The following is a 25,596-nucleotide window of genomic DNA, read 5'->3' as shown; positions in this document are numbered from 1 at the left end:
GATGAGCTGAGTGCTCATCCAGAAAGCTTCCAGCGGATTTCCAACTTATCGGGAATCCGTAGACAGGTCAAATGGCAAACTTATTTATCTAAAAATGTGCTATAGGAGGCTTAATTCAATGATATTTATGGTTTTTGTCCATTTTTTACATTGTATTAACCACGAAACAGGTGCGGATGGAGTGTGATCTGACTCACTGTCTGGAAGCGCTGTGATAAACGGCCTGTGCTGAATTTTCCGCCTAAAGTAGCACATAACACTGGCAATGGTTGTGCGGGTATAGGATCACTCTGTTTTTCTACGAGAGGCGGATTATTGCAAAATAAGCGGCGTATATAAGCAAAAGTAATCGGTTTGGCGGTGAATGAAATTGCATTTATTCTGAGTGATTATGCAATGAGGTAAAGGTCTACCGGGCGATTGATCCAGGTCATCGCCGATCGAGACTAAAAATGGCAGGCTTGGCCCCTTTCTACAGGCCGGTCTATCAGATTATGCAGTTACAAAAATTAGTCAATATGTTTGGTGGGGATCTTGCGCGTCGCTATGGCGAAAAGGTCCATAAATTGACGCTGCATGGCGGGTTTAGCTGCCCGAATCGTGATGGCACTATTGGCCGGGGCGGCTGCACATTTTGCAATGTCGCCTCTTTTGCCGACGAAGCGCAGCAGTACCGCTCGATTGCCGAGCAGCTTGAACATCAGGCCAGCCTGGTGAATCGCGCCAAACGCTATCTTGCCTATTTCCAGGCTTATACCAGTACCTTTGCGGAAGTGCAGGTGCTGCGGTCTATGTATCAGCAGGCAGTCAGTCAGGCCAATATCGTGGGTCTGTGCGTGGGTACGCGCCCGGACTGTGTACCGGAAGCGGTGCTCGACTTGCTCAGCGAATATAAAGACCAGGGTTATGAGGTGTGGCTGGAGCTGGGGCTACAAACCGCGCACGATAAAACGCTGCATCGCATCAACCGGGGGCATGATTTCGCCTGCTACCAGAACACGACGCGGCTGGCACGCGAACGCGGGCTGAAGGTCTGTTCGCACCTGATTGTCGGCCTGCCGGGCGAAGGGGCGAGTGAATGTCTGCAAACTCTGGAACGTGTGGTGGAGACCGGCGTGGACGGCATTAAACTGCATCCGCTGCATATCGTGAAGGGCAGCATTATGGCGAAGGCATGGGAAGCGGGGCGCTTAAGCGGTATTGAGCTGGATGATTACACCGTGACGGCAGGCAAGATGATTCGCCATACGCCACCCGAGGTGATTTATCACCGCATTTCCGCCAGCGCGCGTCGCCCGACGCTGCTCGCGCCACTGTGGTGTGAAAACCGCTGGACCGGGATGGTGGAGCTGGATAAGTATTTGAATGAACATGGGGTGCAGGGATCGGCGCTGGGGACTCCGTGGAAAGCGTTAAGCTAATGTGCGGCTAAATGTCGGATGGCGGTTAGCGCCTTATCCGACCTACGGGTGCTAAATGCCGGATGGCGCCATCCGGCACAAAGACCGCACAACTCACCATTTTTCACACAACCTTCAACGCATTGCTCAGAATTGGGTATTATTGAGCGACGATGACGTGAAGGAACCCCCTATGAAGCAAATCCGTTTACTGGCGCAGTATTACGTCGACCTGATGATGAAGCTGGGTCTGGTGCGCTTTTCAATGCTATTGGCCCTTGCGCTGGTGGTGCTGGCCATTGTGGTGCAGATGGCCGTAACCATGGTGCTGCACGGCCAGGTTGAAAGCATTGATGTGATCCGCTCTATCTTCTTTGGTCTGTTGATTACGCCGTGGGCGGTCTACTTTTTATCGGTGGTGGTCGAGCAACTGGAAGAATCTCGCCAGCGCTTATCGAAGCTGGTGGAGAAGCTCGAAGAGATGCGCGAGCGCGATCTCAAACTTAACGTTCAACTCAAAGACAACATCTCGCAGCTCAACCAGGAAATCAGCGATCGTGAAAAGGCGGAAGCCGAGCGTGAAACTACGCTTGAGCAGCTGAAGGTCGAGATGAAAGAGCGTGAAGAGACGCAAATCCGCCTCGAGCAGCAATCCTCCTTCCTGCGCTCGTTCCTCGATGCCTCACCAGACCTGGTCTTCTATCGCAATGAAGATAAAGAGTTTTCTGGCTGTAACCGGGCGATGGAGTTGTTAACCGGTAAGAGTGAAAAGCAGCTTGTAAACCTGCACCCGGAGGACGTTTACTCGCCGGAAGCCGCGGCGAAAGTGCTGGAAACCGATGAGAAAGTGTTCCGTCATAACGTCTCGCTCACCTATGAACAGTGGCTGGATTACCCGGACGGCCGCAAAGCCTGCTTTGAAATCCGTAAAGTGCCTTATTACGATCGTGTCGGTAAGCGCCACGGCCTGATGGGCTTTGGCCGCGACATTACCGAGCGTAAGCGTTATCAGGACGCTCTGGAGCGCGCCAGCCGCGATAAGACCACCTTTATCTCCACCATCAGCCACGAACTGCGTACGCCGCTTAACGGCATCGTTGGCCTCAGCCGTATTCTGCTTGATACCGACCTGACCGCCGAACAGGAAAAATACCTGAAAACTATCCATGTTTCTGCGGTGACGTTGGGAAATATCTTCAACGATATCATCGATATGGATAAAATGGAGCGCCGTAAAGTTCAGCTGGATAACCAGACTATCGACTTTACCGGCTTCCTCTCCGATTTAGAAAACCTCTCCGGCTTGCAGGCGCAACAGAAAGGGCTGCGCTTCGTCATGGAACCGAGCTTGCCGCTGCCGCATAAAGTGATTACCGACGGTACGCGCCTGCGACAGATTCTGTGGAATCTCATCAGCAATGCGGTGAAATTTACCCAGCAGGGCAAGGTTGAAGTGCGTATCCGTTACGACGAAGGCGATATGCTGCACTTTGAAGTGGCCGACTCCGGTATCGGTATTCCGCAGGAAGAGCAGGATAAAATCTTCGCCATGTACTACCAGGTGAAAGACAGCCAGGGCGGTAAACCGGCAACTGGCACCGGGATTGGACTGGCCGTTTCGCGCCGTCTGGCGCGCGACATGGGCGGCGATATTGAAGTCACCAGTAACCCAGGCCAGGGCTCAACCTTTATTCTGACCGTCCACGCGCCTGCCGTTGCCGACGAAGTTGAAGATACGCTGGACGACGACGATATGCCGTTGCCGGCGCTCAACGTGCTGCTGGTGGAAGATATCGAACTGAACGTCATTGTCGCCCGCTCGGTACTGGAAAAACTCGGCAACAGCGTTGACGTGGCGATGACCGGGAAGGCTGCGCTGGAGATGTTTACGCCAGGTGAATACGACCTGGTACTGCTGGATATTCAACTGCCGGATATGACCGGGCTGGATATTTCTCGCGAGTTAAAACAGAAATTTGCCGCTGATGATCTGCCGCCGCTGGTGGCATTGACGGCTAACGTGCTGAAAGATAAAAAAGAGTATCTGGAAGCGGGGATGGATGATGTGCTGAGCAAGCCGTTATCAGTACCGGCCCTCACCGCGATGATCAAAAAATTCTGGGACACCGCCGACGACGAGGAGAGTACCGCAATGCCAACTGAACAGGGTAAATCACAGCAGTTACTGGATATTCCGATGCTGGAGCAGTACATCGAACTGGTAGGACCGAAGCTAATTACCGACGGTCTGGCCGTCTTTGAGAAGATGATGCCGGGATATCTGGCGGTGCTGGAATCGAATCTGACTGCACGCGATCAGAAAGGCATTGTCGAGGAAGGGCACAAAATTAAGGGCGCGGCGGGTTCCGTGGGCCTGCGTCATCTGCAACAGCTGGGGCAGCAGATCCAGTCACCTGATTTACCGGCCTGGTGGGATAACGTCGGTGAATGGGTTGAAGAGATGAAAACCGAGTGGCAGCACGATGTCGCGGTGCTTAAATCCTGGGTGGCGAACGCTGAAAAAAAATGACCCCGGCTAAACCGGGGTGCGCGAACACTGCGCCAACACCAGGGAAATCGTGGCTGCGCCATAAGATGTAATAGGATTTTAGTAAGACACAACCTGATGAATACGATTGCACGCAGATTAAGATAGCAAAACTTGAAACATTTGTTACATGAATCAGCAAAATATGTGAAGCATAGCGAGTTAATCAGAAATAGTAATAATCTTCAGTCAGTTACAGCGAGGGATAAGCATCATGAAAAAAGTTGGCGTTATTTTAAGCGGCTGCGGTGTCTATGACGGGTCTGAAATTCACGAAGCTACCATAACGCTGCTGGCCATTGCCCGTAGCGGCGCGCAGGCCGTGTGCTTTGCGCCGGATAAGCGCCAGTTCGATGTTATCGACCATCTCTCGGGAGAAGCGATGGGCGAAAGCCGCAATGTGCTGATCGAGTCTGCGCGCATTGCGCGCGGCGACGTGCGCCCGCTCGCCAGCGCACAGGCGGAAGAGCTGGATGCGCTGATTGTGCCCGGCGGTTTTGGCGCGGCGAAAAACCTCTCTAACTTTGCCACGCAGGGCGCGGCGTGCGAGGTTGATGCGCATCTGAAAGCGCTGGCGCAGGCAATGCATCAGGCGGGAAAACCGCTCGGCTTTATGTGTATCGCCCCGGCGATGTTACCGAAGATTTTTGATTTCCCGCTGCGCATTACCATCGGCACGGATATCGACACAGCAGAAGTGCTGGAAGAGATGGGCGCGGAGCATGTGCCGTGCCCGGTGGATGACATCGTTGTTGATGAAGACAACAAAGTGGTGACTACACCGGCTTATATGCTGGCGCAGAACATTGCTGAAGCTGCCGAGGGCATTGAGAAGCTGGTGGCGCGCGTGCTGGTTCTGGCTGAATGAGCAAGCGCGTCTCACCGCTGGCGTGGATAAAACGTATCGCCTGGCGCGTCGCGTTGCTGCTTGTGCTGTTCTGGGGCGGTGGCATCGCGCTATTCAGCTTTGTGCCAGTGCCCTTTTCTGCGGTGATGGTCGAGCGCCAGCTAAGCGCCTGGCTGAGCGGCGATTTCCATTATGTGGCGCATTCCGACTGGGTCAGCATGGATGAAATCTCGCCGTGGATGGGGCTGGCGGTGATCGCTGCCGAAGATCAGAAATTCCCGGAGCACTGGGGGTTCGATGTTCAGGCGATCGAAAAGGCACTTTCGCATAACGAACGCAACGAAAACCGCATTCGCGGCGCGTCGACGTTGTCGCAGCAGACAGCGAAAAACCTGCTGCTGTGGGATGGCCGTAGCTGGTTGCGTAAAGGGCTGGAAGCGGGGTTGACGGTAGGCGTTGAAACCGTCTGGAGTAAGAAACGTATTCTGACCGTTTACCTGAATATCGCTGAGTTTGGCGAGGGCACCTTTGGCGTAGAAGCCGCTGCTCAACGCTATTTCCATAAATCCGCCAGCAGGCTGACCATGTCGGAAGCGGCGCTGTTAGCCGCTGTACTACCGAACCCGATTCGCTTTAAAGCGGATGCCCCTTCAGGCTACGTGCGTAGCCGCCAGGCGTGGATAATGCGCCAGATGCGTCAGCTCGGCGGCGAATCCTTCATGACCCGCCACCAACTGCATTAAGCTTTACGAGAAGAGAGCTCCAGCGTGCTGCGCTCTTCGCGCGGCTTGCTGTTATTCAGTGCAGCTGCCAGTACCGGCTGGGCAATAAAACGTTCCCACAGACGCTCCTGCTTACGACGACAGAACCATTTTGACCAGGTGGCCAGTGGAATAAAGGTTGATTCGCCGATGTTGTCGCAGATAACCGGCACCACTTCCGATTCGCTGATGCGATGGCACAGAATATTGGCTGGTTTCAGCGTCATGGTCACAATGTGGTTTTCGGTGATGTACTTCTTCAACGAGCGCAGGATCTGACGCAGCACAACCAGATCTTCTTCGTAGCGACACTCCGCAGCGAACTGTTTTAAGGTGATAGACGGTTTACCGTCAAAGTCGCTGATCACGTCATACACGTAACCTGTTCCGCAGTCGGTCTCAACGGTGCCGTAATAGCGAGGAATACCGCTCCAGTCCTTCAGATAGCGATTGAGATGCGCGTAGTAGCCCAACTCTCGCTTAGTCTCTTTATCGCCGCCATCGTCGTTGTTGTAGACGATTTTGATGCAGCGTTGGGCATCATCCGGATGCGCATAACATTTACGATGTCTTCCGGTGCCCAGGGGGGTGTGATCCGATAAATGTAACATGACGCGCTCCTGGAATTATTTGCTGACAATTGACCAGTATCGACACCAAACTTAAATGAAACATAAACGAACCTTGTTAAGGTTTTCTTAAGGTTAATCCTGGACTAAAAAGCGCACAAATTGTACAGGGATAATAAAAAAAAACGCCAAATGGCGTTTTTACGGTAGAGGAGCTTTTCGTAGGCCAGATAAGGCGAAGCCGCCATCCGGCATGGGGAAGGGAGACTACTTAATCTTCATCAAACCCAGATTCAAACAGCGCAATAACCGCGGCCAGCGCTTCGACTTCCTGCGGGCCGGAGGCTTCCACTTCAATCTGGCGTCCTTTGGCGGAGTCCAGCATCAACAGCGCAATCACACTATTGGCTTCCGCCTCTGTGCCTTCGTCGTTGCGCAGCAGTACTTCCGCATCAAAACCTTGCATCAGTTCAAACAGCTTCATCGCTGGCCGGGCGTGCATGCCCAGCCGGTTGGTGATTTCAACGGTTTGCTTTACGGTCATGATTTACGTTTTTCCAGCGTCCGGTGACGAGACTGCACGTTCTTACCGCGAGAGCGGAAGTAGTCAGCCAGTTGTTCGGCGACATACACCGAACGGTGCTTACCGCCGGTACAGCCAATCGCCACGGTCAGATAGCTACGGTTATTGGTTTCCAGCATAGGTAACCATAGCTCAAGATAGCTGCGGGTCTGGTAGATAAAGTTATGGACTTCCGTATGCCTGTCGAGGAATGCGGCAACCGGTTTATCGAGGCCGGTCATTGGGCGCAGTTTTGGATCCCAGTGCGGGTTTGGCAGGAAGCGTACGTCGAAGACGTAATCCGCATCGATAGGAATACCGTGCTTGAAGCCGAAGGATTCAAACACCATCGTCAGTTCGCGCTCGCGTTTGCCCAGCAGGCGGGTACGCAGCATTTCTGCCAGCTCGTGTACCGACATCTCGGAGGTATCGACGATAAGGTCCGCGCGTGAGCGCAGCGGCTCCAGCAGGTCGCTCTCTTTGTCGATGGCGCTCTCCAGTGACAGGTTTTTGCTGGAAAGCGGGTGCAGACGGCGCGTGTCGCTGTAACGACGGATCAGCGTATTGCGATCGGCATCAAGGAACAGCAGTTGTGGAGAAAATGCGTCCGGCAGATTTTCCATCGCTTTTTCGAAGATTTCCGGCGACTCCGGCATATTACGCACGTCGATACTGACGGCGGCGGAGATCTCCCGGTCGGCCAGCGTTTTCGCCAGCTCTGGCAGCAGGACTACCGGCAGGTTGTCCACACAGTAGAAACCCATATCTTCCAGCGCCCGTAAGGCCACGGATTTACCCGAGCCTGAGCGGCCGCTGACGATCATCAGTACCATGTACCGTTTCTCCTCAGTACGAACTCATTTCCCTTACGCTTCATCACTGTTTTCCGTTTCGGTGATGATTTGATAAAGCTCTTCGTCACTCTGCGCTGAGCGCAGGCGGCGGCAGATAGTTTTATCCGCCAGACGTTTCGCCACCAGTGAAAGCGTATGTAAGTGCGTTTTGGTTTGGTCCGCAGGCACCAGCAGAGCAAACAGCAGGTCGACAGGCTGATTGTCGATGGCGTCGAACGCGATCGGCGTTTCAAGCTGCACAAAAACGCCCACGGCGCGCAGCGTATCTTCTTCCAGCTTACCGTGTGGAATGGCGATGCCATTGCCAATGCCGGTACTGCCCATTTTCTCGCGGGTGAGAATCGCTTCAAACACCACCTGAGGAGGCAGACCTAACTGCTTTGCCGCCAGTTCACTGATGATTTCCAGCGCACGTTTTTTACTCTGGCAGTGAACAGCACTGCGGGTACATTCCTGGTTAAGCACATTGCTCAGTTGTAGAGCCGAATCGTTATTTATCATAATTTCACCTAAGCATCGCCCGACACTTTACCGGCATCGGGCGACCGCCCGGACAATTAGTGTTGTTTCAGTTTATCTTTATGTTTATTAAGCTGCCGCGCCAGTTTGTCGATCAACAGATCAATAGCAGCATACATGTCCTGCCCTTCCGCGCTGGCATGAAGTTCGCCCCCGTTAACATGCAGGGTCGCATCCGAGATGTGCGTCAATTTCTCCACTTTTAACACAATATAGACCTGATTGATCCTCTCAAAATACTGTTCCAGCTTCACGAATTTCGTGTTGATGAAATCGCGCAGGGCTTCAGTGATTTCGACGTTGTGTCCAGTGATGTTGAGCTGCATAGTGTCTTCCTTATCAGTTGAGTCACACCAGTTGTTTACGCTGGTTAGACGGCGGAATGGATAAAGACTCTCGGTACTTCGCAACGGTTCGACGGGCCACCATGATACCCTGATCGGAGAGCATGGAGGTCAGCTTACTGTCGCTCAGTGGTTTCGCGGGATTTTCCGCGGCAATCAATTTCTTCACCAGCGCGCGAATCGCCGTGGATGAGGCTTCACCGCCACCCTCAGTATTCACATGGCTTGAGAAGAAATACTTAAGCTCAAAAATACCGCGCGGGCTATGCAAATACTTCTGCGTAGTCACGCGTGAAATCGTGGACTCGTGCATCTCGACGGTCTGGGCGATATCCGCCAGCACCATCGGTTTCATATACTCTTCGCCGGACTCAAAAAACGCCTGCTGCTGCTCAACGATGCAGCGGCTGACGCGCAGCAACGTGTCGTTGCGGCTCTCAAGGCTTTTAATCAGCCACTTCGCATCCTGCAGATTACTGCGAATAAACTGGCTGTCGGCGTCGTTACGGACGTTGTTACACATGCCCGCGTAGTGCTGATTAATTTGCAAACGTGGAATGCTGTCGGCGTTGAGTTCCACCACCCAGCGGCCACTGACTTTGCGTACCAGCACATCAGGGATAACGTACTCCGGCTCGCCGGTCTGGATCGACTGACCCGGACGCGGATCCAGTGACTGAATCAGATCCACCGCTTCTTTCAACACGTCTTCTTTCAGACGCGTGACGCGCATTAACGATCGGAAATCGTGGTTGGCAAGCAGATCGAGATGGTCGCTGATGATCAGACGGGCTTCGGCGAGGCGGGGGGTTTCTTTGGCAAACTGAGAGAGCTGAATAAGCAGGCAATCGCGGAGATCGCGGGCGGCGACGCCCACCGGGTCAAATCGCTGGATCCGCTTAAGCACCGCTTCGACTTCATCCAGACCGATTTCGTCATCGCCCATGCTCTCGCGGATATCTTCCAGCGGGACGGTCAGATAACCGGTATCGTCAACGGCGTCGACGATGGAGGTGGCTATCGCCCGGTCTGTATCGGTAAACGGCGTGAGTTCCACCTGCCACATCAGGTAATCCTGGAGGGACTGGGTGGTTTCGCCCTGATAGACCGGCAGTTCGTCGTCCTGGTAATCTGCGCCAGTGCCTGAGGGCGTTCCGGCGGTGTAGATTTCATCCCAGCTGGCATCGAGCGGCAGCTCTTCCGGCATATCTTTCTGTTCGAGCGCGTCGGCGCTGTCTAACGTTTCGTTATCCGGCGTCTCTTTGGCATCGATTTCTTCATGAATATCGGTTTGCTCAAGCAGGGGATTACTCTCCAGCGCTTGCTGAAGTTCCTGCTGCAGTTCCAGCGTCGACAGCTGTAACAAGCGAATAGCCTGTTGCAGCTGTGGCGTCATGGCGAGCTGTTGGCTGAGCCTTAATTGCAAACCTTGCTTCATGTTCAGTGCGATAATCTCCGGCTAACCTCTCTCATGCTTCTACCCTATCAGAGTCTGAAGTCTTCCCCAAGATACACACGTTTAACATGTTCGTCTTGTAAGATCTCTGTCGGGGTGCCGTGGGCGATAAGCTGCCCCTGGCTGACGATATACGCACGCTCACACACCGCCAGCGTTTCGCGGACGTTGTGGTCAGTGATTAACACGCCGAGACCGCTGTCGCGCAGGTGCTCAATGATGTGTTTGATATCGATAACGGAGATCGGGTCAACGCCCGCAAACGGTTCATCCAGCAGGATAAATTTCGGATTTGCGGCCAGCGCGCGGGCGATCTCTACGCGGCGGCGTTCGCCCCCGGAGAGCGATTGACCCATGTTGTCGCGCAGGTGTTCGATGTGGAACTCTTCCATCAGCTCATTACAGCGGTCTTCGCGCTGTTCGCTGGTGAGATCGTCGCGAATTTGCAGCACCGCCATCAGGTTGTCATACACGCTCAGACGACGGAAAATGGACGCTTCCTGCGGCAGATAGCCAATCCCACGACGCGCACGGGCGTGCAGCGGCAGCAGGCTGATATCTTCGTCATCAATAATGATATTGCCCGCATCGCGCGGCACGATACCGACCACCATGTAGAAGGTGGTGGTTTTACCCGCGCCGTTCGGCCCAAGCAGACCCACAATCTCACCGGAGTTGACGGTCAGACTGACATCCTCTACCACGCGGCGGCCTTTGTAGGCTTTAGCCAGGTTCTTTGCAGTTAATGTCGCCATAACGAATTAGTTACTCTTCTTCTGTGCCGGAGCCTGGTCTTTGTTTTTGTCCTGCAACTGGGACGGAACCAGAACGGTCGTTACGCGTTTACCTTTTTCGCTAAACGCCTGCATTTTCTGTTCTTTAACCAGGTAAGTAATTTTGTCGCCCTTGATGTTGCTGTCGACCTGTTCCAGATACGCGTTACCGGTCAGCACCACGAAATCACTTTGCAGTTCATAGTGCATTTTGGCGGCGTGGCCTTTCACCGGCTTGCCGTTGTCCTGCATCTGGTAGAAGGTCGCCGGGTTACCGTAGCCGTCGATCACTTCTTTGCCTTTTTCGCCGCCAGGACGGGTCACCACCACCTTGTCGGCGTTAATTTTGATACTGCCCTGGGTCACAATAACGTTGCCGGTAAAGGTCACGATATTGCCCTGCATATCCAGCGACTGCTGATCGGATTCAATATGAATCGGCTGGTCAGTATCACCAGTCAGTGCCAGTGCCGGCAGGCTGGCTGCGAGCAGAGAACCGGCGAGCGCCAGCTTAAGGCTGAGTTTGTTTGTTCTGAATTTCATAGGAGGTTCTAACCTTTTCAATCAGCTCGGCGTTCTTGCTGCGTAAATTGCCGCGCATTTTCAGGCCGCTGGAATTAAATGTCGTTCCGTATAACGTCACCAAATCATCAGAGGTAACATCCTGGGTGACCAGGTTGATCTGGGCGTTATCCGTCGTAATTTTGCGCAATTGCGCGTCAGGGGTCAGTGCGTTAACTTCAACGTGACCGTAAAGGTACAGCATGCGATCGTTTGTCAGCTTCGCTTTATCGGCTTTGATTGACCAGGTTGGCACTTTATCGGTGTCAAACGTGGTCAGTCGCGGCTGGGTAAACCACGAGACAGCTTCGTCAGAAAAATACTCGACGTGTTCTGCGATTAACCGATAATTCAACGCGCCTTCAGGGCTGTAGACCACCGTATCGGTATGTTCGCTTTTATAAGTTGGGTCGTTGGTGTTAACCACCGCCTGACCGTCATCATCATTGCTGGCCAGATTCACGCCAATGAGGACGAGCGCCGCAAGCGAAAGCAGGATAATAACCCAACGTCTGGTTTTACTCATATCGATTGCCCTTTGGCTTCCTCTAACTTCCCTTGCGCCAGCAACAGGAGATCGCACACTTCACGGACCGCGCCGCGCCCACCGGCAATACGGGTGACGTAATTTGCACGCGGCAGCAACAGCGGATGCGCGTCATTGACCGCAACGCTTAAACCTACTTCCGCCATGACCGGCCAGTCGATGAGATCGTCGCCCACATAAGCGACTTCATCGGCCTGCAAACCGAGCTTGCCGAGCAGCTCGCGATAGGCGATAAGTTTATCGGATTGCCCTTGATAAAGATGGGTAATTCCTAACGTATCACAGCGGTCTTCTAACAGTTTAGCTTTTCGCCCGGTAATAATGGCAACTTCGATTCCGGACGTCAGGGCGCAGCGAATACCGTAGCCATCACGCACGTTAAACGCTTTCAGCTCTTCGCCGTTATTCCCCATGTAAATCAGGCCATCGGACAACACGCCGTCGACGTCGAGGATCAGCAGGCGAATTTTCGCCGCTTTCTCAATAAATTCGGTGCTCACCGGGCCGTAACAGGTTGCCACGGAAGTGACAGCATTACTCATTGTTTTTAATCCTTTTACACTACGCCTGCGCGCAGTAAATCATGCATATGGATGACGCCCAGCAGGTGATCGCCATCGGCAACCAGCACGCAGGTGACGTGGCGTGATTGCATCAGGTTTAGCGCGTCAACGGCCAGCGTACCTGGACGGATACGAATGCCGCCTGGGGTCATCACATCGGCGATGCTCAGGCTACGTAAATCGGCGCCATTATCAAAGATGCGGCGCAGGTCACCATCGGTGAAGATACCGTCGATCTTCATGTTGGCATCGCAAATTACCGTCATGCCGAGGTTTTTGCGGGTAATTTCCAGCAGCGCATCACGCAAAGAGGCTTCTTTGCTGACGCGCGGAATTTCGTCGCCGGTGTGCATAATATCGTTTACGCGCAGCAACAGCTTGCGACCCAGTGCGCCGCCGGGGTGGGAGAGCGCAAAATCTTCGGCAGTGAAACCGCGCGCTTTCAGCAACGCAACTGCCAGCGCATCACCCATCACCAGCGCCGCGGTGGTGCTGGAAGTCGGCGCCAGGCCCAACGGGCAGGCTTCTTTCGGCACTTTCACGCACAGATGGATATCCGCCGCGCGGCCCATACTGCTTTCCGGGCGGCTGGTCATGCAAATCAGCGGCACCTGTAAACGTTTCAGAACCGGGATCAATGCCAGAATTTCGTTTGATTCACCGGAGTTAGACAAGGCGATGACGATATCGTGCGGCGTCACCATGCCCAAATCGCCATGTGCGGCTTCGCCCGGATGCACGAAGAACGCGGAGGTGCCGGTGCTGGCAAATGTCGCAGCCATTTTGCGGCCAATATGCCCGGATTTCCCCATGCCCATCACCACGACTTTACCGCTGCAGTAGAAGATTTTCTCACAGGCGCGGCTGAAGTCGTCGTTGATGTATTGATCGAGCTGGGCCAGGCCCTCGCGTTCAATCTCCAGCACCTCTTTCCCGGCTTTCTGGAAGTCAAAACCCGGTTGCAAATCGATTTGCGACATAATGTTATCCCGATTCATTCTACAAAGAGCGGCGTCGCCCACCAGAGCATCGCCAGCCATGCGATAAACCCGCCGGTTAAGAGCGCGCCCGCCACGCGGCCAATTTGTTGACGTCGCCAGCACAGCAACGCAAAAATCACGCTCACGATAACCATCACCCCGTAATCGCGGGTGAAGGCCAGTGGGTTAAACGCGCCAGGCGCAAGCAGCGCCGGTATTCCAAGAACAATGGCGATATTAAAAAAGTTGGAGCCGATGATATTACCAATGGCAATGTCATTTTCGCCTTTGCGCACGCCCGCGATTGCCGTTGCCAGTTCTGGGAGACTGGTACCCAGCGCAATGGCGGTCAGGCCTATTGTTAGCTCGCTCATGGCAAAGAAATTGGCCAGTACGGTAGCGTTATCCACAACCATACGCGTCGCCATGGGCATAATAATCAATGCGATACCGAGCCACAGGAACGCAACCGGCAGCGAACCTTCGCGAGGGAGTTCCGCGACCTGTTCGCGGGTCAGGCTATCGTTTCCCTGACGTTCCGCCAGCCGGGCGATTTTAACGGTAAACAGCAACCAAAGCACCGCCAGCGCGAGCAAAAAAACGCCATCAAACAGTGATAATTCACCATCATACAACACATAGCCCGCCAGCAGGCTGACGATTAACATTAAGGGAACTTCGCGGCGCAGGATATCAGAATGCACGGTAAAAGGGTGCAGCAAGGCGGCAAGCCCAAGGATCAATAAAATATTGATGATATTCGAGCCAATGGCGGTGCCAATGGCTAAATCGACCTGCCCGTGCAGCGCGGCGGCGGAAGAAACAATAATTTCCGGTAGTGATGTGCCGACGCTGACCACCGTCAGACCAATAATCAACGGCGGAATACCTACCGCGCGACACAGTATTGATGCGGAGTAAACCAGACGGTCGGCGCTGTAAACCACCAGAAGTAAACCAATTATGAACAGAGCCGTCGCTAAAAGCATTCAAAGTCCTTTCTTAAGGTATAATCGCTAGTCCGTAACGCCTGGTCGTAACGAATTCTTAATTTTGACTTTATGCGCTGTAAAAGTAAAACAAATGCCAGATTTCGTTAACCAAAGCAGAGCAGATTCTGTAAGAATGTCGGGTTTAGGGCAGGGAATCATTCCATGCTCACCCTGTTAAGGTCCTGGTAAAGGTAAACGTATGAGCCAGAGTTTAGCGAATCTTGTTGATGTCCGGGGAATGAGCTTTACGCGCGGGAACCGTGTCATCTTTGACAATATCTCGCTTTCGGTGCCGCGCGGAAAAATTACTGCCATCATGGGGCCGTCGGGCATCGGCAAAACCACGCTGCTGCGCCTGATTGGCGGGCAGATCCCACCGGACAGCGGCGAGATCCTGTTTGACGGCGAGAATGTGCCGGAGATGTCCCGCTCGCGCCTGTATACCGTGCGTAAGCGCATGAGCATGCTGTTTCAGTCCGGCGCGCTATTCACCGACATGAACGTTTTTGACAATGTCGCCTATCCTATTCGTGAGCACACGCATCTTCCTCCCGCCCTGCTGAAAAGCACGGTGATGATGAAACTGGAAGCGGTTGGCCTGCGTGGGGCGGCAAAACTGATGCCGTCAGAACTCTCCGGCGGCATGGCCCGACGTGCGGCGCTGGCGCGTGCTATCGCGCTTGAGCCCGACCTCATCATGTTTGATGAACCTTTTGTCGGCCAGGACCCCATCACCATGGGCGTGCTGGTCAAACTGATTTCGGAACTCAATAGCGCGCTGGGTGTCACTTGTGTCGTGGTTTCGCACGATGTGCCTGAAGTGCTGAGTATCGCGGATTACGCCTACATCGTGGCGGATAAAAAAATTGTCGCGCACGGGAGCGCGTCGGCATTGCAGGAAAACGACGATCCTCGGGTACGCCAGTTCCTCGACGGCATTGCCGACGGGCCTGTGCCGTTCCGCTATCCTGCGGGCGACTATCGCCGCGATCTCTTAGGAACAGGGAGCTAACTTACTCATGCTGTTAAATGCACTGGCCGCGCTGGGCCATCGCGGGATTAAGACCCTCGCGACGTTCGGGCGCGCCGGGTTAATGTTATTCAATGCCATCGTCGGCAAGCCGGAGTTTCGTAAGCATGCGCCGTTGCTGGTGCGTCAGCTTTATAATGTTGGCGTGCTGTCGATGCTGATCATCATCGTGTCCGGGGTGTTTATCGGCATGGTGCTGGGGCTTCAGGGATATCTGGTGCTGACCACCTACAGCGCGGAAACCAGTTTAGGCATGCTGGTGGCGCTGTCGCTGCTGCGTGAACTGGGGCCGGTAGTTGCCGCGCTGCTGTTTGCGGGCCGCGCAGGTTCCGCACTGACGGCGGAAATCGGCCTGATGCGCGCGACGGAACAGCTCTCCAGTATGGAGATGATGGCGGTCGATCCGCTGCGTCGCGTCATTGCTCCACGTTTCTGGGCGGGCGTCATCTCGCTACCGCTGCTGACGATTATGTTCGTCGCGGTGGGGGTGTGGGGCGGCTCGCTGGTTGGTGTGAGCTGGAAAGGTATTGATGCGGGCTTCTTCTGGTCGGCAATGCAAAACGCGGTGGATTTACGTCTTGATCTGGTGAACTGCCTGATTAAGAGCGTGGTCTTCGCCATTACGGTTACATGGATTGCGTTATTCAACGGTTACGATGCGATCCCCACTTCTGCCGGGATCAGCCGGGCGACAACGCGCACCGTGGTGCATTCGTCGCTGGCGGTACTTGGGTTGGACTTTGTGCTGACGGCACTGATGTTTGGGAATTGAGTGAATGCAAACGAAAAAGAGTGAAATCTGGGTCGGTATCTTTTTGCTGGTTGCCATGCTGGCGGCGCTGTTTATCTGCCTGAAAGCGGCGGATGTTACCTCACTGCGTGTGGAGCCGACATACCGCATTTACGCTACCTTCGATAACATCGGCGGCCTGAAAGCGCGTTCGCCGGTACGTATCGGCGGGGTAGTGATTGGTCGCGTCGCGGACATCACCCTCGACCCGAAAACCTATCTGCCGCGCGTGGCGCTGGATATCGAAGAGCGTTACAACCATATTCCGGATACCAGCTCGCTGGCAATCCGCACCTCCGGCCTGCTGGGGGAACAGTATCTGGCGCTGAACGTCGGATTTGAAGACCCTGAGCTGGGAACGGCTATCCTTAAAGATGGCGGGACCATTCAGGACACTAAATCCGCGATGGTGCTGGAAGATTTAATCGGTCAGTTCCTTTACAGCAGCAACAGTAAAGGCGGTGACAATAAGAATTCAGGCGGTGCGCAGAGCTCCGGCGAAGGACATACTGATGCTGCGACGCCTGCTGCTGGCTCGACGAATTAATTTCAGGAGACTTAACTCATGTTTAAACGCTTATTGATGGTCGCTATGCTGGTGATTGCCCCGTTAACCGCGGCAACGGCGGCTGACCAGTCCAATCCGTACAAGCTGATGAATGAAGCGGCGCAGAAAACTTTTGATCGCCTGAAAAATGAACAACCGAAAATTCGCGCGAATCCGAACTACCTGCGCGACGTGGTCGATCAGGAACTGCTGCCGTACGTGCAGGTAAAATACGCCGGTGCGCTGGTGCTGGGCCGTTACTACAAAGACGCGACGCCTGCACAGCGTGACGCTTACTTCGTGGCGTTCCGTGAATACCTGAAACAGGCATACGGCCAGGCGCTGGCGATGTACCACGGTCAGACCTATCAGATTGCGCCGGAACAGCCGCTGAACGACGCGTCTATCGTGCCAATCCGTGTGACCATCATCGACCAGAACGGCCGCCCGCCAGTGCGCCTGGACTTCCAGTGGCGTAAAAATACCCAGACGGGTAACTGGCAGGCTTACGACATGATTGCGGAAGGGGTGAGCATGATCACCACCAAGCAAAACGAGTGGAGCGATCTGCTGCGCACTAAAGGTATTGATGGCCTGACCGCACAGCTGAAATCCATCTCCAGCCAGCCGATCACGCTGGAACAGAAAAAATAATGACAGAACAGTTAAGCTGGACGCGCGATGGGGAAATCCTGTCGCTACACGGTGAACTGGATCAAGATCTGCTGGTTCCCCTGTGGGACGCCAGAGCCGAGGCCACGAGCGGCGCGCAGGTAATTGATTTAAGTGGTTTAAGCCGCGTTGATACCGCCGGCCTGGCGTTATTAATCCACTTTATCGAGCTGATCCGCCGTCAGGGAAATACAGCCAGCGTTAAAGGTGTGAGCGAAAACGTCGCCACGCTCGCCGGGTTGTATAATCTGCCAGCAGATATGATCCCATAATACTTTCAGTGCGTTATTGCTGTTGATTACTCCCAAAGCCCCATCAATCTGCACGATGGGGCTTTTTGATTGTTTAAGCCTGCGTCACTTTCCTCTAAGATGTTGGGCTGTTTTCTCTATCAGATAAAAATGTGAACCCATGGAAAATCATGAAATTCAGACCGTGCTGATGAATGCACTCTCCCTTCAGGAAGCGATCGTCTCGGGCGATGGCAGCCACTTTCAGGTTATCGCGGTGGGTGAGATGTTTGACGGCATGAGCCGGGTCAAGAAGCAGCAGACTATCTATGCCCCGCTGATGGAGTATATTGCGGACAACCGCATCCATGCCCTGTCAATCAAAGCGTATACCCCGCAAGAGTGGGCGCGCGACCGTAAACTTAACGGATTTTGAGCCATGGATTCGCCTGTAAAGGCGTGAATCGATGGCGAGTATGACTTTTAACAGAGAACAGAATAATGGATAAATTCCGTGTTCAGGGGCCGACTAAGCTCCAGGGCGAAGTGTCTATTTCCGGCGCTAAAAATGCCGCACTGCCAATCCTCTTCGCCGCACTGCTGGCGGAAGAGCCGGTAGAGATTCAAAACGTCCCGAAACTGAAAGACGTTGATACGTCGATGAAGCTGCTGAGCCAGTTAGGCGCGAAAGTTGAGCGCAATGGTTCGGTACACATCGATGCCAGCGGTGTGAACATCTTCTGCGCGCCGTATGAACTGGTGAAAACCATGCGTGCTTCCATCTGGGCCCTTGGGCCGCTGGTAGCGCGTTTTGGCCAGGGTCAGGTTTCACTGCCTGGCGGTTGCACCATCGGTGCACGTCCGGTTGACCTGCACATCACTGGTCTGGAACAGCTCGGTGCGACCATCAAGCTGGAAGAAGGCTATGTAAAAGCCTCCGTCGATGGCCGCCTGAAAGGCGCGCACATCGTGATGGACAAAGTGAGCGTTGGCGCCACCGTGACCATCATGTCGGCTGCTACGCTTGCTGAAGGCACCACCATCATTGAAAACGCCGCGCGTGAGCCGGAAATTGTCGATACGGCAAACTTCCTCGTTGCGCTGGGCGCGAAAATCAGCGGCCAGGGCACCGATCGCATTACCATCGAAGGCGTAAAACGCCTGGGTGGCGGTGTTTATCGCGTACTGCCAGACCGTATCGAAACCGGTACTTTCCTGGTGGCGGCGGCAATCTCTCGCGGCAAAATCATCTGCCGTAACGCCTGCCCGGAAACGCTGGACGCCGTGCTGGCGAAACTGCGCGAAGCCGGTGCTGAAATTGAAGTCGGCAGCGACTGGATCAGCCTGGATATGCACGGTCAGCGTCCGAAAGCGGTGAACGTGCGTACTGCGCCGCACCCTGGCTTCCCGACCGACATGCAGGCGCAGTTCACCCTGCTGAATATGCTGGCGGAAGGTACGGGTGTGATCACCGAGACCATCTTCGAAAACCGTTTCATGCACATTCCTGAACTGATCCGTATGGGCGCTCGTGCGGAAATCGAAAGCAATACGGCTATCTGTCACGGCGTTGAGAAACTTTCCGGCGCTCAGGTGATGGCGACCGATCTGCGCGCATCTGCAAGCCTGGTGCTGGCAGGTTGCATCGCGGAAGGTACCACCATTGTTGACCGTATCTATCACATCGACCGTGGCTACGAGCGCATTGAAGACAAACTGCGCGCGCTGGGTGCGAATATCGAACGTGTGAAGGGCGAGTAATCGTTCTGCTGACAACGCCTCTTACGCGCAGCGTGAGAGGCGTTGTGCTTTCTGAGATTTATTTCTTTTTCGACTGACGCATCAACTGCGTCTTATCAATGAACTGATGCGTAATAGGGTCGTGATAGCGTGACGGCCAGATAACCCACGGTTCCGTACCCAGCGCTTTGGCGATAATCAGCTCACCTTTCGGCCACGGGCGCGACAGAACGTTGGCAAGCGTAGAGGAACTCAGGCCATTTTTGCGGGATTCCGCCGCCATTGTTGTGCCTTTTTTGCGCAGACCCGCGATGATATCCGCAGGGTGCCAGTCAATAAACTTATCCATGTTACCTCCCTGTTCAGAAGCTAAATTGCTCGTGAAAACAACACGGGAGTACTATAACGCTTTCTGTAGATAAGCTCTAAAAAGTTCATGTAACACGACTTAAAATTCAGAAAACATCAAATTATTGACGTTATCAGGCGTGAACTATCATTTTTTTGGATTTTACTGGAACTCTCCCGCAAGGTGCGCGGGAGAGAAAGGCAGGATTAATGGTCGCGCTGAACGGCGATGTGGGCGAGGGCGATAAGCGCATCGCGCCATTGGGAATCCGGCAGCGGTGAGAGGGCGGCAATGGCTTTATCTGCTTCTTCTTCGGCGCGCTGACGCGTCCACTCCAGCGAGCCACAGGCCGCCATTGCTTCCAGAACCGGCTCCAGCAGATGACGCCCGTTACCCTGTTCAATCGCGCCGCGAATCAGTAGCGCTTGTTCCGGGGAACCGTTACGCATGGCATGCAGCAGCGGCAACGTCGGTTTGCCCTCGTTGAGGTCATCACCCACGTTTTTGCCGAGCGTCTCGCCATCGGCGCTGTAATCCAGTAAATCATCAATCAACTGGAAAGCAGTACCGAGATAACGTCCATAATCCTGCAAGCCTTTTTCCTGCTCTGGCGTACAGCCCGCAAGCAGGCCGGAACACTGGGATGCCGCTTCAAACAGGCGCGCGGTTTTACTGTAAATCACGCGCATGTAGTTTTCTTCGGTGATATCCGGGTCGTTGACGTTCATCAACTGCAGAACTTCACCTTCTGCAATCACGTTCACCGCTTCCGACATCACTTCCAGCACCTTCAGCGAGCCGAGGCTGGTCATCATCTGGAACGCACGGGTGTAGATGAAATCGCCGACCAGGACGCTTGCCGCATTACCGAACGCGGCATTCGCGGTCGCTTTCCCGCGACGCATGTCGGATTCATCCACCACATCGTCGTGCAGCAGCGTGGCTGTGTGGATAAACTCAATCAGCGCGGCGATGGTTACATGGGCATTTCCCTCGTAGCCGACAGCGCGTGCTGCCAGTACGGCGATCATAGGGCGAATGCGTTTTCCACCTCCACTGACGATGTAATAACCCAACTGATTGATGAGCTGAACATCTGAGTTGAGCTGTTCAAGAATCGTTGCATTGACACCCGCCATATCCTGCGCGGTTAACTCATTGATTTGTTGTAGATTCATCGCAAAAGCCGGGCTTAATGTCCTGTTTACCACTTATCCATACAGGATAACGAAGGTTTTACGTTAGAGTTGTAGTACTGATTGTACTGAAAAAACGGCTCAGATAAACGTTACCGTGAAAGTTGTGTTTTTTTTCTGCATGTATTGATGGTAGCACTTGTCAAAGGCTCGCGTTTTGCGTAATATTCGCGCCCTATTGTGAATATTTATAGCGCACTCTGAATCACACGATTAATGTGCGCGGAAGCGGAGTTCTATATGTACGCGGTTTTCCAAAGTGGTGGTAAACAACACCGAGTAAGCGAAGGTCAGACCGTTCGCCTGGAAAAGCTGGACATCGCAACTGGCGAATCTGTTGAATTCGCTGAAGTTCTGATGATCGCAAACGGTGAAGAAGTCAAAATCGGCGTTCCTTTCGTTGATGGCGGCGTAATCAAAGCTGAAGTTGTTGCTCACGGTCGTGGCGAGAAAGTTAAAATCGTTAAGTTTCGTCGTCGTAAACACTACCGTAAGCAGCAGGGCCACCGTCAGTGGTTCACTGATGTGAAAATTACTGGCATCAGCGCCTAAGACCTGAGGAGAGATTTAAATGGCACATAAAAAGGCTGGCGGCTCAACTCGTAACGGTCGCGATTCAGAAGCTAAACGTCTTGGCGTTAAGCGTTTCGGTGGCGAAACCGTTCTGGCGGGTAGCATCATCGTTCGTCAGCGTGGTACCAAATTCCACGCTGGTAACAACGTAGGTTGCGGTCGTGACCACACTCTGTTTGCTAAAGCAGACGGTAAAGTGAAATTCGAAGTTAAAGGCCCGAACAACCGTAAATACATCAGCATCGTTGCTGAGTAAGGTTTTCGTGGTCCGGTAACGGATTAAAGCCCCGCAACTCGTTGCGGGGCTTTTTACATTCGACGCCCGGAAAATCACAGTGGTCTCAGGCAGGGAATCCGGTATGAAGCAGCAGGCAGGTATTGGTATTCTTTTGGCACTCACCACGGCGATATGTTGGGGTGCTTTGCCGATTGCAATGAAGCAGGTACTGGAGGTCATGGAACCGCCTACCGTTGTCTTCTATCGCTTTTTAATGGCCACTGTCGGCCTCGGCCTCATTCTGACGGTAAAGCGTAAGCTGCCGCCACTGCGAATTTTCCGTAACCCGCGTTGGCTGGTGCTGCTGGCGATTGCCACAGGCGGTCTGTTTGGGAACTTTGTTCTCTTCAGCTCCTCGCTGCAATATGTCAGCCCGACTGCCTCGCAGGTCATTGGGCAGCTTTCTCCCGTTGGGATGATGGTTGCCAGCGTATTTATCCTCAAAGAGAAAATGCGCGGTACGCAGATTGTTGGCGCTATCATGCTGGTCTGTGGGCTGGTGATGTTCTTCAACACCAGTTTGATTGAGATTTTCACGCGCCTGACCGACTACACCTGGGGCGTTATCTTCGGTGTCGGGGCGGCGATGGTCTGGGTGAGCTATGGCGTCGCGCAAAAGGTGTTATTGCGGCGGCTGGCGTCACAACAGATCCTGTTTTTACTGTACACTTTATGTACTATTGCGCTGCTGCCATTGGCAAAGCCGGCGGTTATCCATCAGCTCAGTGACTGGCAGCTGGCCTGCCTGATTTTCTGTGGGCTGAACACGCTGGTTGGCTATGGCGCACTGGCGGAAGCCATGGCTCGCTGGCAGGCGGCGCAGGTGAGCGCGATTGTGACGCTCACCCCACTGTTTACACTGTTGTTTTCAGATTTATTATCAATGGCCTGGCCCGATTTCTTCGCCAGACCGATGTTAAACCTTATCGGTTATCTCGGTGCGTTTGTCGTGGTTGCGGGCGCAATGTATTCCGCCATTGGTCACCGTCTTTGGGGACGGTGGCGTAAGCGTGAGGCGGTTGTAGTTGTCCCCCGCTCAGGCGAATGATTTACGGAGAGTAAAATGAAGTTTGTTGATGAAGCAACGATCCTGGTTGTAGCAGGTGATGGCGGTAATGGTTGCGTAAGCTTCCGCCGTGAAAAATATATTCCACGCGGTGGCCCTGATGGCGGCGACGGCGGTGATGGCGGTGATGTCTGGCTGGAAGCGGACGAGAACCTGAACACCCTGATTGACTACCGTTTCGAAAAATCTTTCCGTGCTGAACGTGGCCAGAACGGCCAGAGCCGTGACTGTACCGGTAAGCGCGGGAAAGACGTCACCGTTAAAGTGCCGGTTGGTACGCGTGTTATCGATCAGGGTACTGGCGAAACCATGGGCGATATGACCAAACATGGTCAGCGTCTGATGGTGGCAAAAGGTGGCTGGCACGGTTTGGGGAACACCCGTTTTAAATCGTCTGTTAACCGTACTCCGCGCCAGAAAACGATGGGTACGCCGGGTGATAAACGTGACCTGCAACTGGAACTGATGCTGCTGGCCGACGTTGGGATGCTGGGTATGCCGAACGCCGGTAAATCCACCTTCATCCGCGCCGTGTCTGCGGCGAAGCCGAAAGTGGCGGATTATCCGTTTACCACCCTGGTGCCAAGCCTTGGTGTGGTGCGTATGGATAACGAGAAGAGCTTCGTGGTTGCCGATATTCCGGGGCTGATCGAAGGCGCAGCGGAAGGTGCTGGTCTGGGTATCCGCTTCCTGAAACACCTTGAGCGCTGCCGTGTTCTGCTGCACCTCATCGACATTGCGCCAATCGACGGTTCCGATCCGGTTGAGAACGCCCGCATTATTATTGGCGAACTGGAGAAGTACAGCGAAAAACTGGCCGGTAAGCCACGCTGGCTGGTCTTCAACAAGATCGACCTGATGGATAAAGCGGAAGCTGAAGCGAAGGCTCAGGAGATTGCAGACGCGCTGGGTTGGGAAGGTAAACACTACCTGATCTCCGCCGCCAGTCAGCAGGGCGTAAAAGACCTGTGCTGGGATGTCATGACCTTTATCATCGAGAACCCGATTGTCTCTGCTGAAGAAGCGGCGCAGCCGGAAAAAGTCGAATTCATGTGGGATGACTACCACCGTCAGCAGCTTGAAGAAGCGGCTGTCGAAGAAGATGATGATGAAGACTGGGATGACGATTGGGACGAAGACGACGAAGAAGGCGTTGAGTTCATTTACAAGCGTTAACCTAAAAAACCCGGCCTGATGGCCGGTTTTTTTTATGCTCAGTTATTCTGATAAATATCCTTATACAACCGACTCTCAAACCGCACCAACGGAATACGCCTGTTACGTTGATCCGCCGGTGAAACCGCATAGCCCGAAAGATACTGCACAAACGCCATGCGCTGACCGCTGGCGGTGGTGATAAATCCGGCCAGGTTATACACACCCTGCAGTGAACCCGTTTTCGCGGAAACTTTGCCATCCACGCCCGCCTGATGCAGACCTGCGCGGTATTGCAGAGAACCGTCGTGCCCGGCGAGCGGCAGCATGGAGATGTAGTTCAGCTCGTTATCATGCTGAGCAATATATTGCAGCACTTGCATCATCGTTGCAGGGGCGATCAGGTTATGCCGTGAAAGGCCGGAGCCATCGGCGATAATCGTGTTGCCTAAATCAACGCCCGCCTGCTGACGCAGGATCTGACGTACCGCATCCGAACCCGCGCGCCAGGTACCCGGCACGTTGAAACGCGCGTGGCCAATCATCCGGAAAACGGTATCGGCGATCATGTTGTCCGATTTTTTCAGCATGATCCGCAGCAGATCGTGCAGCGGCGCGGATTGCTTACTGGCGATAACCGTTCCCGGCTCGTTGACGAGCGTCTGGCGCAGCAGCGTGCCGCTGTAGGTGATGCCAGCCTGCTTCAGTTCATCTTTAATGATCGCGCCGGCGTAGCTGGCGCCGTCCTGTATCGCGAAAGCCAGTGGAAGCGGCTCGGAACGCTGTGGCAGACAGCCGGTCAGGGTGTAGCGGTTAAGATCGCCTGGCACCACGTCCAGCTCACAGTATTGCGCGTCCGGGGAGCCTTTCGCCAGCGTACGTACCTGGCTGAACATGGTCACCGGGTAGTAGGAAGCGACGCGAATAAACGCTAAATCATCCGCTTTTTGCGCACTGTAGAGAGAAATCGAGAAGCAGTTGCGATCGACAATCGCGGCAGCGGGCGGGGCGCTGAAGCACTGGGTCATGTCGTTCCACGGCCAGCCAGGGGCTTTATCGTGACTGGCGAAAATCGAGGTATCAATCAGCACATTACCTTCAATTTTCTGTACGCCTGCTTTTTTCAGGTTTGCCACCATATTGCGAATATCCTGGCGTTTTAGCGTCGGATCGCCGCCAAATCGTGCCACCAGGTCGCCTTTCAGCGTGCCATCATCAATGCTGCCTTTACTCTCAAGGGTGGTGGTAAAACGGAAGTCAGGGCCAAGCTGTAGCAACGCCGCAAGCGCAGTGATCACTTTCTGCGTACTGGCAGGCAGCGCCATCTGCTGACTGTGGTAGTCAATCTCTGGCGCTGCTGCGCCCACTTTTTGCACCATAAAAGCAAGATTGGCCCCTGCAGGAAGTTGACTGGTGTACTCTTCAACATTCGCGGCCTGGACGCTAAACGCTATCGTGGTGGTCAATCCAATGATAAATCTGGAAAATCGCATAATCCCGCGCTAACAACCTGGAAACAAGCCGACATACTACGGCGCAACGCCCTGTAAAGTAAACGATGACCCATAGTGAACTTCAGGGTAAAATGCTTATCAAATGAGAAATTGCTGCTGACCTGGGACTTTGTACCCGGGTCGGTTTTCTTTTGCTTCTGGCCTGGCCGCGTGGCGTTGTCAGGCGGGCTGAGAGCCGGAG

General features: G+C 54.0%; 30 protein-coding genes. 15 read left to right on the top strand and 15 right to left on the bottom strand.

What is annotated here, in order from left to right:
• Nucleotides 1-494 precede the first annotated feature (494 nt).
• The 4 genes from mnmL (at nucleotide 495) to mtgA (ending at nucleotide 5,538) form a co-directional block, all read left to right on the top strand.
• Nucleotides 495-1,421, top strand: a complete 927-nt coding sequence (gene mnmL, locus AC1MKH_RS21815; RefSeq protein ID WP_276220996.1) for a tRNA modification radical SAM protein MnmL/YtqA — start codon at nucleotides 495-497, stop codon at nucleotides 1,419-1,421.
• A 172-nt stretch (nucleotides 1,422-1,593) separates the two neighbouring features.
• The gene (arcB, locus tag AC1MKH_RS21810; RefSeq protein WP_015962816.1) at nucleotides 1,594-3,930 is read left to right on the top strand and encodes an aerobic respiration two-component sensor histidine kinase ArcB; all 2,337 of its coding nucleotides are present in this window, start codon (nucleotides 1,594-1,596) and stop codon (nucleotides 3,928-3,930) included.
• Between the two features lie 232 nt (nucleotides 3,931-4,162).
• A complete protein-coding gene (gene elbB / locus AC1MKH_RS21805; RefSeq protein WP_253898397.1) occupies nucleotides 4,163-4,816 on the top strand; it encodes an isoprenoid biosynthesis glyoxalase ElbB in 654 nt (217 codons plus the stop codon).
• Nucleotides 4,813-5,538 carry a monofunctional biosynthetic peptidoglycan transglycosylase gene (gene mtgA, locus AC1MKH_RS21800; RefSeq protein WP_276220991.1) on the top strand — a complete coding sequence of 242 codons (726 nt, stop codon included), beginning with the start codon at nucleotides 4,813-4,815 and terminating at the stop codon, nucleotides 5,536-5,538. Before elbB ends, mtgA begins: the two co-directional genes overlap by 4 nt.
• Here mtgA and yrbL read toward each other — a convergent pair.
• The 12 genes from yrbL to AC1MKH_RS21740 all read right to left on the bottom strand — a co-directional run bounded on the left by yrbL (nucleotide 5,535) and on the right by AC1MKH_RS21740 (nucleotide 14,273).
• Complete coding sequence (yrbL, locus tag AC1MKH_RS21795; protein ID WP_276220990.1) at nucleotides 5,535-6,167, bottom strand: PhoP regulatory network protein YrbL; 633 nt, start codon at nucleotides 6,165-6,167, stop codon at nucleotides 5,535-5,537. The genes mtgA and yrbL overlap by 4 nt on opposite strands.
• A gap of 229 nt (nucleotides 6,168-6,396) precedes the next feature.
• A complete protein-coding gene (gene npr / locus AC1MKH_RS21790) occupies nucleotides 6,397-6,669 on the bottom strand; it encodes a PTS phosphocarrier protein NPr (RefSeq protein ID WP_015962820.1) in 273 nt (90 codons plus the stop codon).
• Nucleotides 6,666-7,520, bottom strand: coding sequence for an RNase adapter RapZ (rapZ, locus tag AC1MKH_RS21785; RefSeq protein WP_015962821.1), 855 nt, complete (start codon nucleotides 7,518-7,520; stop codon nucleotides 6,666-6,668). The genes npr and rapZ overlap by 4 nt, the downstream gene beginning before the upstream one ends.
• 33 nt (nucleotides 7,521-7,553) lie before the next feature.
• On the bottom strand, nucleotides 7,554-8,042 hold the full coding sequence (gene ptsN / locus AC1MKH_RS21780; RefSeq protein WP_015962822.1) for a PTS IIA-like nitrogen regulatory protein PtsN: 489 nt from the start codon (nucleotides 8,040-8,042) through the stop codon (nucleotides 7,554-7,556).
• Between the two features lie 56 nt (nucleotides 8,043-8,098).
• On the bottom strand, nucleotides 8,099-8,386 hold the full coding sequence (gene hpf / locus AC1MKH_RS21775; protein ID WP_149464000.1) for a ribosome hibernation promoting factor: 288 nt from the start codon (nucleotides 8,384-8,386) through the stop codon (nucleotides 8,099-8,101).
• A 22-nt stretch (nucleotides 8,387-8,408) separates the two neighbouring features.
• A complete protein-coding gene (gene rpoN, locus AC1MKH_RS21770) occupies nucleotides 8,409-9,842 on the bottom strand; it encodes an RNA polymerase factor sigma-54 (protein ID WP_149463999.1) in 1,434 nt (477 codons plus the stop codon).
• A gap of 47 nt (nucleotides 9,843-9,889) precedes the next feature.
• Entirely contained in the window at nucleotides 9,890-10,615 is a 726-nt protein-coding gene (gene lptB / locus AC1MKH_RS21765) for an LPS export ABC transporter ATP-binding protein (RefSeq protein WP_015962825.1), read from the bottom strand.
• A 6-nt stretch (nucleotides 10,616-10,621) separates the two neighbouring features.
• Nucleotides 10,622-11,176 (bottom strand): lipopolysaccharide ABC transporter substrate-binding protein LptA, encoded by a 555-nt coding sequence (lptA, locus tag AC1MKH_RS21760; protein ID WP_015962826.1) that lies wholly within the window; start codon nucleotides 11,174-11,176, stop codon nucleotides 10,622-10,624.
• Nucleotides 11,145-11,720, bottom strand: coding sequence for an LPS export ABC transporter periplasmic protein LptC (gene lptC, locus AC1MKH_RS21755; protein ID WP_276220982.1), 576 nt, complete (start codon nucleotides 11,718-11,720; stop codon nucleotides 11,145-11,147). Before lptC ends, lptA begins: the two co-directional genes overlap by 32 nt.
• Entirely contained in the window at nucleotides 11,717-12,283 is a 567-nt protein-coding gene (kdsC, locus tag AC1MKH_RS21750; RefSeq protein WP_276220980.1) for a 3-deoxy-manno-octulosonate-8-phosphatase KdsC, read from the bottom strand. The genes lptC and kdsC overlap by 4 nt, the downstream gene beginning before the upstream one ends.
• 14 nt (nucleotides 12,284-12,297) lie before the next feature.
• Nucleotides 12,298-13,284 carry an arabinose-5-phosphate isomerase KdsD gene (gene kdsD / locus AC1MKH_RS21745; protein WP_041686367.1) on the bottom strand — a complete coding sequence of 329 codons (987 nt, stop codon included), beginning with the start codon at nucleotides 13,282-13,284 and terminating at the stop codon, nucleotides 12,298-12,300.
• A 14-nt stretch (nucleotides 13,285-13,298) separates the two neighbouring features.
• Nucleotides 13,299-14,273, bottom strand: coding sequence for a calcium/sodium antiporter (locus AC1MKH_RS21740; protein WP_015962830.1), 975 nt, complete (start codon nucleotides 14,271-14,273; stop codon nucleotides 13,299-13,301).
• A 202-nt stretch (nucleotides 14,274-14,475) separates the two neighbouring features.
• Between AC1MKH_RS21740 and mlaF the strand changes: the two genes are divergently transcribed.
• The 7 genes from mlaF to murA all read left to right on the top strand — a co-directional run bounded on the left by mlaF (nucleotide 14,476) and on the right by murA (nucleotide 19,306).
• Nucleotides 14,476-15,288 carry a phospholipid ABC transporter ATP-binding protein MlaF gene (gene mlaF / locus AC1MKH_RS21735; RefSeq protein WP_015962831.1) on the top strand — a complete coding sequence of 271 codons (813 nt, stop codon included), beginning with the start codon at nucleotides 14,476-14,478 and terminating at the stop codon, nucleotides 15,286-15,288.
• Between the two features lie 7 nt (nucleotides 15,289-15,295).
• Nucleotides 15,296-16,078 (top strand): lipid asymmetry maintenance ABC transporter permease subunit MlaE, encoded by a 783-nt coding sequence (gene mlaE / locus AC1MKH_RS21730; RefSeq protein ID WP_276220976.1) that lies wholly within the window; start codon nucleotides 15,296-15,298, stop codon nucleotides 16,076-16,078.
• A gap of 4 nt (nucleotides 16,079-16,082) precedes the next feature.
• Nucleotides 16,083-16,643: an outer membrane lipid asymmetry maintenance protein MlaD gene (gene mlaD / locus AC1MKH_RS21725; protein WP_327621859.1), complete on the top strand. Its 561-nt coding sequence runs from the start codon at nucleotides 16,083-16,085 to the stop codon at nucleotides 16,641-16,643.
• An 18-nt stretch (nucleotides 16,644-16,661) separates the two neighbouring features.
• A complete protein-coding gene (gene mlaC / locus AC1MKH_RS21720) occupies nucleotides 16,662-17,297 on the top strand; it encodes a phospholipid-binding protein MlaC (RefSeq protein WP_276220972.1) in 636 nt (211 codons plus the stop codon).
• Nucleotides 17,297-17,587 (top strand): lipid asymmetry maintenance protein MlaB, encoded by a 291-nt coding sequence (gene mlaB, locus AC1MKH_RS21715; protein WP_276220970.1) that lies wholly within the window; start codon nucleotides 17,297-17,299, stop codon nucleotides 17,585-17,587. The genes mlaC and mlaB overlap by 1 nt, the downstream gene beginning before the upstream one ends.
• A gap of 139 nt (nucleotides 17,588-17,726) precedes the next feature.
• The gene (gene ibaG / locus AC1MKH_RS21710; RefSeq protein WP_015962836.1) at nucleotides 17,727-17,981 is read left to right on the top strand and encodes a BolA family iron metabolism protein IbaG; all 255 of its coding nucleotides are present in this window, start codon (nucleotides 17,727-17,729) and stop codon (nucleotides 17,979-17,981) included.
• A gap of 65 nt (nucleotides 17,982-18,046) precedes the next feature.
• Nucleotides 18,047-19,306, top strand: coding sequence for a UDP-N-acetylglucosamine 1-carboxyvinyltransferase (gene murA, locus AC1MKH_RS21705; protein WP_015962837.1), 1,260 nt, complete (start codon nucleotides 18,047-18,049; stop codon nucleotides 19,304-19,306).
• 58 nt (nucleotides 19,307-19,364) lie between these two features.
• Here the strand turns inward: murA and sfsB are convergent, their stop codons facing one another.
• Complete coding sequence (gene sfsB, locus AC1MKH_RS21700) at nucleotides 19,365-19,634, bottom strand: DNA-binding transcriptional regulator SfsB (RefSeq protein ID WP_231826119.1); 270 nt, start codon at nucleotides 19,632-19,634, stop codon at nucleotides 19,365-19,367.
• Between the two features lie 206 nt (nucleotides 19,635-19,840).
• On the bottom strand, nucleotides 19,841-20,812 hold the full coding sequence (gene ispB, locus AC1MKH_RS21695; RefSeq protein ID WP_276220963.1) for an octaprenyl diphosphate synthase: 972 nt from the start codon (nucleotides 20,810-20,812) through the stop codon (nucleotides 19,841-19,843).
• Nucleotides 20,813-21,070: 258 nt separating this feature from the next.
• On the opposite strand from ispB, the gene rplU reads away from it, so the two are divergent.
• From rplU to cgtA, 4 genes are all read left to right on the top strand, one after another.
• Complete coding sequence (gene rplU, locus AC1MKH_RS21690; protein WP_003025032.1) at nucleotides 21,071-21,382, top strand: 50S ribosomal protein L21; 312 nt, start codon at nucleotides 21,071-21,073, stop codon at nucleotides 21,380-21,382.
• A 19-nt stretch (nucleotides 21,383-21,401) separates the two neighbouring features.
• Nucleotides 21,402-21,659 (top strand): 50S ribosomal protein L27, encoded by a 258-nt coding sequence (gene rpmA, locus AC1MKH_RS21685; protein WP_007673187.1) that lies wholly within the window; start codon nucleotides 21,402-21,404, stop codon nucleotides 21,657-21,659.
• 103 nt (nucleotides 21,660-21,762) lie between these two features.
• Nucleotides 21,763-22,728 (top strand): DMT family transporter, encoded by a 966-nt coding sequence (locus AC1MKH_RS21680; protein WP_276220958.1) that lies wholly within the window; start codon nucleotides 21,763-21,765, stop codon nucleotides 22,726-22,728.
• Nucleotides 22,729-22,743: 15 nt separating this feature from the next.
• Nucleotides 22,744-23,922: an Obg family GTPase CgtA gene (cgtA, locus tag AC1MKH_RS21675; RefSeq protein WP_276220957.1), complete on the top strand. Its 1,179-nt coding sequence runs from the start codon at nucleotides 22,744-22,746 to the stop codon at nucleotides 23,920-23,922.
• Nucleotides 23,923-23,960: 38 nt separating this feature from the next.
• Here cgtA and dacB read toward each other — a convergent pair whose 3' ends face one another.
• Complete coding sequence (gene dacB / locus AC1MKH_RS21670) at nucleotides 23,961-25,394, bottom strand: serine-type D-Ala-D-Ala carboxypeptidase (protein WP_276220955.1); 1,434 nt, start codon at nucleotides 25,392-25,394, stop codon at nucleotides 23,961-23,963.
• Between the last annotated feature and the right edge of the window lie 202 nt (nucleotides 25,395-25,596).

It is taken from the genome of Pseudocitrobacter sp. CD920760 (assembly GCF_057782505.1).
This window is presented reverse-complemented; position numbering and strand designations above follow the sequence as displayed.

Coding starts and splice junctions, on each gene's coding strand:
- kdsC (WP_276220980.1), bottom strand. CDS start 12,283: ATGAGTAATGCTGTCACTTCCGTGGCAACCTGTTACGGCCCGGTGAGC.
- lptC (WP_276220982.1), bottom strand. CDS start 11,720: ATGAGTAAAACCAGACGTTGGGTTATTATCCTGCTTTCGCTTGCGGCG.
- ibaG (WP_015962836.1), top strand. CDS start 17,727: ATGGAAAATCATGAAATTCAGACCGTGCTGATGAATGCACTCTCCCTT.
- elbB (WP_253898397.1), top strand. CDS start 4,163: ATGAAAAAAGTTGGCGTTATTTTAAGCGGCTGCGGTGTCTATGACGGG.
- rpmA (WP_007673187.1), top strand. CDS start 21,402: ATGGCACATAAAAAGGCTGGCGGCTCAACTCGTAACGGTCGCGATTCA.
- mtgA (WP_276220991.1), top strand. CDS start 4,813: ATGAGCAAGCGCGTCTCACCGCTGGCGTGGATAAAACGTATCGCCTGG.
- murA (WP_015962837.1), top strand. CDS start 18,047: ATGGATAAATTCCGTGTTCAGGGGCCGACTAAGCTCCAGGGCGAAGTG.
- rpoN (WP_149463999.1), bottom strand. CDS start 9,842: ATGAAGCAAGGTTTGCAATTAAGGCTCAGCCAACAGCTCGCCATGACG.
- arcB (WP_015962816.1), top strand. CDS start 1,594: ATGAAGCAAATCCGTTTACTGGCGCAGTATTACGTCGACCTGATGATG.
- npr (WP_015962820.1), bottom strand. CDS start 6,669: ATGACCGTAAAGCAAACCGTTGAAATCACCAACCGGCTGGGCATGCAC.
- yrbL (WP_276220990.1), bottom strand. CDS start 6,167: ATGTTACATTTATCGGATCACACCCCCCTGGGCACCGGAAGACATCGT.
- ptsN (WP_015962822.1), bottom strand. CDS start 8,042: ATGATAAATAACGATTCGGCTCTACAACTGAGCAATGTGCTTAACCAG.
- lptA (WP_015962826.1), bottom strand. CDS start 11,176: ATGAAATTCAGAACAAACAAACTCAGCCTTAAGCTGGCGCTCGCCGGT.
- mlaF (WP_015962831.1), top strand. CDS start 14,476: ATGAGCCAGAGTTTAGCGAATCTTGTTGATGTCCGGGGAATGAGCTTT.
- kdsD (WP_041686367.1), bottom strand. CDS start 13,284: ATGTCGCAAATCGATTTGCAACCGGGTTTTGACTTCCAGAAAGCCGGG.
- cgtA (WP_276220957.1), top strand. CDS start 22,744: ATGAAGTTTGTTGATGAAGCAACGATCCTGGTTGTAGCAGGTGATGGC.
- mlaD (WP_327621859.1), top strand. CDS start 16,083: ATGCAAACGAAAAAGAGTGAAATCTGGGTCGGTATCTTTTTGCTGGTT.
- hpf (WP_149464000.1), bottom strand. CDS start 8,386: ATGCAGCTCAACATCACTGGACACAACGTCGAAATCACTGAAGCCCTG.
- dacB (WP_276220955.1), bottom strand. CDS start 25,394: ATGCGATTTTCCAGATTTATCATTGGATTGACCACCACGATAGCGTTT.
- sfsB (WP_231826119.1), bottom strand. CDS start 19,634: ATGGATAAGTTTATTGACTGGCACCCTGCGGATATCATCGCGGGTCTG.
- AC1MKH_RS21680 (WP_276220958.1), top strand. CDS start 21,763: ATGAAGCAGCAGGCAGGTATTGGTATTCTTTTGGCACTCACCACGGCG.
- mnmL (WP_276220996.1), top strand. CDS start 495: ATGCAGTTACAAAAATTAGTCAATATGTTTGGTGGGGATCTTGCGCGT.
- mlaC (WP_276220972.1), top strand. CDS start 16,662: ATGTTTAAACGCTTATTGATGGTCGCTATGCTGGTGATTGCCCCGTTA.
- rplU (WP_003025032.1), top strand. CDS start 21,071: ATGTACGCGGTTTTCCAAAGTGGTGGTAAACAACACCGAGTAAGCGAA.
- mlaE (WP_276220976.1), top strand. CDS start 15,296: ATGCTGTTAAATGCACTGGCCGCGCTGGGCCATCGCGGGATTAAGACC.
- rapZ (WP_015962821.1), bottom strand. CDS start 7,520: ATGGTACTGATGATCGTCAGCGGCCGCTCAGGCTCGGGTAAATCCGTG.
- ispB (WP_276220963.1), bottom strand. CDS start 20,812: ATGAATCTACAACAAATCAATGAGTTAACCGCGCAGGATATGGCGGGT.
- AC1MKH_RS21740 (WP_015962830.1), bottom strand. CDS start 14,273: ATGCTTTTAGCGACGGCTCTGTTCATAATTGGTTTACTTCTGGTGGTT.
- mlaB (WP_276220970.1), top strand. CDS start 17,297: ATGACAGAACAGTTAAGCTGGACGCGCGATGGGGAAATCCTGTCGCTA.
- lptB (WP_015962825.1), bottom strand. CDS start 10,615: ATGGCGACATTAACTGCAAAGAACCTGGCTAAAGCCTACAAAGGCCGC.